This is a genomic window from Schaalia sp. (genome assembly GCF_050312375.1).
Lineage (GTDB): Bacteria > Actinomycetota > Actinomycetes > Actinomycetales > Actinomycetaceae > Pauljensenia > Pauljensenia hyovaginalis.
On record NZ_JBNOYB010000014.1, the window covers coordinates 1 to 4,887 of the forward strand.

The 4,887-nt window shown below is 67.5% G+C and carries 10 protein-coding genes; 6 read left to right on the plus strand and 4 right to left on the minus strand.

Going from position 1 to position 4,887, the window contains the following annotated elements; all coding sequences use genetic code 11:
- The 4 genes from cysK to ACQY7V_RS00930 form a co-directional block, all read right to left on the minus strand.
- Positions 1-924, minus strand: a 924-nt coding sequence (cysK, locus tag ACQY7V_RS00915) for a cysteine synthase A (RefSeq protein ID WP_428638480.1), incomplete at its 3' end; no start/stop codon positions are given.
- Positions 925-1,175: 251 nt separating this feature from the next.
- The gene (locus ACQY7V_RS00920) at positions 1,176-1,832 is read right to left on the minus strand and encodes a YigZ family protein (protein WP_320835976.1); all 657 of its coding nucleotides are present in this window, start codon (positions 1,830-1,832) and stop codon (positions 1,176-1,178) included.
- A gap of 1 nt (position 1,833) precedes the next feature.
- Positions 1,834-2,001: a hypothetical protein gene (locus ACQY7V_RS00925; protein ID WP_320835977.1), complete on the minus strand. Its 168-nt coding sequence runs from the start codon at positions 1,999-2,001 to the stop codon at positions 1,834-1,836.
- Between the two features lie 67 nt (positions 2,002-2,068).
- Positions 2,069-3,121, minus strand: coding sequence for a GTP-binding protein (locus ACQY7V_RS00930; protein WP_320835978.1), 1,053 nt, complete (start codon positions 3,119-3,121; stop codon positions 2,069-2,071).
- A gap of 107 nt (positions 3,122-3,228) precedes the next feature.
- On the opposite strand from ACQY7V_RS00930, the gene rpmB reads away from it, so the two are divergent.
- From rpmB to rpmF, 6 genes are all read left to right on the plus strand, one after another.
- Positions 3,229-3,465, plus strand: coding sequence for a 50S ribosomal protein L28 (gene rpmB, locus ACQY7V_RS00935; protein ID WP_184452955.1), 237 nt, complete (start codon positions 3,229-3,231; stop codon positions 3,463-3,465).
- The gene (gene rpmG, locus ACQY7V_RS00940) at positions 3,465-3,635 is read left to right on the plus strand and encodes a 50S ribosomal protein L33 (RefSeq protein ID WP_154477334.1); all 171 of its coding nucleotides are present in this window, start codon (positions 3,465-3,467) and stop codon (positions 3,633-3,635) included. Before rpmB ends, rpmG begins: the two co-directional genes overlap by 1 nt.
- Position 3,636: 1 nt before the next feature.
- On the plus strand, positions 3,637-3,942 hold the full coding sequence (gene rpsN, locus ACQY7V_RS00945; RefSeq protein WP_154477335.1) for a 30S ribosomal protein S14: 306 nt from the start codon (positions 3,637-3,639) through the stop codon (positions 3,940-3,942).
- Between the two features lie 91 nt (positions 3,943-4,033).
- The gene (locus ACQY7V_RS00950) at positions 4,034-4,312 is read left to right on the plus strand and encodes a type B 50S ribosomal protein L31 (protein ID WP_235361587.1); all 279 of its coding nucleotides are present in this window, start codon (positions 4,034-4,036) and stop codon (positions 4,310-4,312) included.
- On the plus strand, positions 4,309-4,431 hold the full coding sequence (gene ykgO, locus ACQY7V_RS00955; RefSeq protein WP_154477337.1) for a type B 50S ribosomal protein L36: 123 nt from the start codon (positions 4,309-4,311) through the stop codon (positions 4,429-4,431). Before ACQY7V_RS00950 ends, ykgO begins: the two co-directional genes overlap by 4 nt.
- A 226-nt stretch (positions 4,432-4,657) precedes the next feature.
- Complete coding sequence (gene rpmF, locus ACQY7V_RS00960; protein WP_154477338.1) at positions 4,658-4,828, plus strand: 50S ribosomal protein L32; 171 nt, start codon at positions 4,658-4,660, stop codon at positions 4,826-4,828.
- Positions 4,829-4,887: the final 59 nt, after the last annotated feature.

Here is a 4,887-nt window from a genome sequence, read left to right on the forward strand (position 1 = left end):
TAGGTCCTCGAAGAGCTTCGTCGAGAGGTAGCGCTCGCCCGTGTCGGGCAGGAGGGTCACGATGCGCTTGCCCGCGAATTCGGGCCGGGCCGCGACCTCGGCGGTGCCGGCGAGCGCGGCGCCCGAGGAGACGCCCACGAGCAGCCCCTCCTCGGCGGCGGCGCGGCGCGCGTAGGTCATCGCGGTGGCGGTGTCGATGGAGACGACCTCGTCGACGATCTGCCCGTTGTAGTTCTCGGGGAGGAAATTCGGCATGAGGCCCTGGATGCCGTGCGGGGCGGGGTTCCCGCCGGTGAGGATGGGCGACTCGGCCGGCTGGACGGCGATCACGCGGATGTCGGGGTTGTGGGCCTTGAGGGCCTTGGCCACTCCGGAGATCGTTCCGCCCGTGCCGACGCCCGCGACGAAGACGTCGACGGCGCCGTCGGTATCGGCCCAGATCTCCTCGCCGGTGGTCGCGGCGTGGATCGCCGGGTTCGCGGGATTGGCGAACTGGGAGGCGATGATCGATCCGGGGCGCTGGTCGCGGATCCGCTCGGCCTCGGCGACGGCCGCGGCGACGCCGCCCTTGGGGTCGGTGAGGACGAGCTCGGCGCCGAATGCGCGCACGATCATGCGGCGCTCGACGGACATCGAGGAGGGCATGACGATGACGACCTTGTAGCCGCGGGCGGCGCCGACCATCGACAGGGCGATACCGGTGTTGCCCGAGGTCGCTTCGATGATCGTGCCTCCGGGGGCGAGCTCGCCCGAGGCCTCGGCCGCATCGATGATCGAGGCGGCGATGCGGTCCTTCACCGAGGATGCGGGGTTGAAGGCCTCGATCTTGGCGACGACGTCGACGCCCTCACCGGTCACCCGGTTGAGGCGGACGAGGGGGGTGGAGCCGATGAGTTCGGCGACGTTGGAGGCGATGTGCGACATGGTGTTCTCCTGAATGAATGCAGTGGAAGCGAAGAGGGGCCGGGAAACGGGGGCGCGCCCGTTGAGGATCTGGCTCAGGCATGCAGGCGCACGCGCGAGTGCGGGCGTCGCGGTACAGGGCGAATGACGACGCGATGGCGCGCCATGGGGGTCATTCGCCCACAGGACACTGACACGGGCACGCGGAAGCAGTGGCGCCTGCAAGGGCCAGGCGCGCTTCGCCGTTCCGGTGTCCAATCACGTTGAAAACTTTACGACTCGGGTGAGGGGCCGTCCACTTCAACGCGGGTCGTGCCCACGATCCGGAAATGTGAAACACCCTGCGTGCAGGCCGCCACGAGGGAATCGAATGGCGCGCTTCGGCTAGGTTCCACGCCGATCCGGATCTCGACGTCATCGCTCCAGGTGACATCGAGCACTGTCGCGCCGGCGGCGCGCAATTCGGCTTCGATGCGACCCGCTTCGGCCAGGGGGAGGCGTGCGGAGAGCACTTCGAGATCGCGCATGTGGGCGCGGGGCGCGAGGGCGAGGGTCTCGGAGACTGAGGAGGAGTAGGCGCGGATGAGTCCGCCGCCTCCCAGGAGGATCCCGCCGAAGTAGCGTGTGACGACGGCGCAGACGTTCCAGGTCCCGGACAGGCGGAGCGCATCGAGCATCGGGGCTCCGGCTGTTCCCGAGGGTTCGCCGTCGTCGCTCGAATGCTGCTGGGGATTGAGGCCCTCCTCGATGACGAGGTAGGCCGAGCAGTTGTGGCGCGCCTGCGGATGCTGGGACTTCACGAGGTCGATGAGCTCGCGCGCCTCGCGGACCGAGTCGACGCGCCCGAGGGTCGTGAGGAAGCGCGAGCGCTTGATCTCGATCTCGTGCTCGATGAGGGTCCCCGAGCGGATCGTGTCGATCGGTGCCATCTCAGAGGCTCAGCGGCTCGTGCGCGTCGATGATGAAGGCGAGGGGCGGACGGTCGGGGTGCTCGACGAGCCGATGCGCTCCGTCCTCACCGCGGTTCATGCGCTCGTGCCGCCTCGCCCGCGCGGATGCGCGGGGCTTCTCGAGGGGGTCGATGCTGGCGGCGTTCATGGGCTCCTCCTGGCCGATTCGTGCGGACCGGGCCAGGATATGCGCTTCAGCGCCTTTAGCGCCGGGATCAGTCCTCCTCGGGGCCGAACCAGTCGGCGAGGCCGTCATCGACTCCCACGAATGCGAGGGCTCCGGCCATCTCCTCCGGTGTCATGAGGAGATCGTTGAATGCACGCGTGACCTCGTCCTTCAGCGAGTCCGGCCCGGTTCCCGTGATGATGATGTGCGTGTAGGCGTCCTGCGTCCACTCGCCCGCGCGTCCCACCTGGACCCGCCCGCCCGAGACCTCCCAGGCGCCGATCATCGTCGGGCGGCTCGGGAGCCAGAAGCATCCCCTGGCGCAGACGCCCATGGGGGCGAGGCTCGTCGCCGCGGATGCGAGTCGTTCCGGGTGGAAGGGGCGCTCCGAGTGGAGGTCGAGGGTCCATACGCCCCTTTCGCCGGGGCCGCCCCAGGCTTCGGTCGAAGCCGGGTGGATGCGTGCGATCGCGCCGTCGGGATCGTGGAGGGCGTCGAAGAGGAGTTCTGGGCTGAGCTCGTCGAGGTGGCGGATCATGAGGGAGTCGAAGGCCCGCAAATGCTCGACGAGGTCGAGGCCGAGTCCCTCTTCGCCGAGGGCGATGATGAGATCGGCGTAGCCCACGCCGTTCATGAGGACTTCACCGGTGCAGCGCTCGTCGCCCTCGAAGATCGCCAAGCCGAGGTCTTCGAGAGGGACGTGGGCGAAGAGGTCCTCGGAGGCTTGGGCGAGGTCGACGAGGTGCGCTTGGGTGCAGACTTCGACTCCTTCGAGGATCTGCGAGGGCGCGGTGAGGTCTGCGAGGGCGGGGATGCAGGTGAGCGCTTCGACGTTGACGGGCAGGACGAGGATGAGGCGTTCGAGGCCGGCGTCGCGCAGCTCAACGAGCCAGGGGATGATCCCCTCGCGGAGGGAGCAGGACATGCAGGCGTGCGCGAGGGGGACTTCGCGGTGTTCGACTTCCTCGAATCCTTCGATGAGGCGCATGGAGACGCCGTCCTCGTCGATGTCGACGACGAGGGCGGGCGCGATGTCCGAGGCGGCGAGGAGGCCCGCCGTGCGGAGCATGGGGGAGGGGGAGGAGAGGGAACTCAGTCGCATCGTGATCCTTCGCTCAGCGCTTGCATGAGAATGATTCTCAATACTATAACTGGTCCCAGGCACGTACGAGTCGCGAACCTGCGACCGAATCGACGAAAGGACGCGCCGTGAGCAGAACCTGCCAGGTGCTCGGTACAACGCCGGGCTTCGGCAACGCCGTCTCCCACTCGCACAGGAAGACGAAGAGACGCTGGGACGTCAACGTCCAGAAGAAGCGCTATTGGGTGCCCTCTCTCGGGCGCACGATCACGCTCACCCTGTCCGCGAGGGGGATCAAGACCATCGATAAGCGCGGAATCGAAGCGGTCGTCGCCGACATGCGCGCCAGAGGGGAGAAGTTCTGATGGCTGCGAAGAGCAAGGACCTGCGTCCGATCATCACCCTGCAATCGACTGCGGGGACCGGATACCGCTACGTCACCACCAAGAACCGCCGTAACACGCCTGACCGGATGCGGATCCGCAAGTACGACCCCATCGCCCGCAAGCACGTCGAGTTCGTGGAGACCCGCTGACATGGCCAAGAAATCCAAGATCGCCCGGAACCTCCAGCGCGAGCGCATCGTCGAGAAGTACGCCGAGCGCCGGGCGCAGCTCAAAGCCGCATCCGTGAACCCGAATTCTTCCGCGGAAGAGCGGGAGGCCGCGATGCGGGCCCTGCACGCCCTGCCCCGCAACGCCTCGCCGACCCGTCTGCGAGGGCGGGGCGCCACCGACGGCCGACCGAGGGGATACCTCCGTCGATTCGGGCTCTCGCGCGTTCAGTTCCGATCCATGGCGCTGCGCGGCGAGCTCCCCGGCGTCGTCAAGTCCTCCTGGTGACGCCCTCGTCCGCGACCTCGAACAGGCAGTGCCCGAGGGCCGCTCGTCTCGCCGAGGCGGGGCGCCCCCGAACATGAGAAAGGAGATTCCCTTGAAACCGGGAATCCACCCCGATTACCACAGAGTCGTCTTCAGGGATCGCGGCGCCGACTTCGCGTTCCTCACCCGATCGACCCTCACCTCCGATCAGACCATCGAATGGGAGGACGGGAACACCTATCCCGTCGTCGACGTCGAAATCTCATCGGCCTCGCATCCCTTCTGGACCGGGAAGTCCCGACTCGTCGATACCGCCGGCAGGGTTGAGAAGTTCCGCGCCCGCTACGGCGACCGCTACACGAAGGCCAATCGTCAGGAGGCCCAGGCATGAAGGTCCGCGCATCCCTGCGTTCGCTCGCCAAGCAGCCGGGCTCCGTCGTCGTGCGCCGACGGGGCCACCTCTACGTCATCAACAAGAAGAACCCGAGGCTCAAGGCCCGCCAGGGCTGAAGCGGCGGCGCATCGGCGCAGCGGCGCGCCCGATTTTGTAGCGAGGATCGCATTGCGCGCACTCGCGGCGGGCTACAGGGCTTCGCGCGCGCCGTGCTAAGCTTTTCGGGTTGCCGTCAGTGGGAACGGGCCGGTCGGGTCCTTCTCGCGGCGCCGAGCGTCGGGCGGCGGTCCTCGGACCACCCACCGACCATACGACTCACGAGAAGAGAGGGGAGGCACGACAATGGCAGTTCCGAAGCGAAAGATGTCCCGTGCGAACACCCGCACTCGCCGTTCCTCGTGGAAGGCTGACCTCACCGGTCTGGACAACATCAAGGTTGCCGGCCGCGAGGTTCGTATTCCGCGTCGTCTGGCGAAGGCGTACAAGAAGGGTCTGCTGGACGTCGAGGCCTGACCTCGATTCCGCAAAGGGCCCGGCGCAGCAGCGCCGGGCCCTTTCCCTTTTTCTTAGGT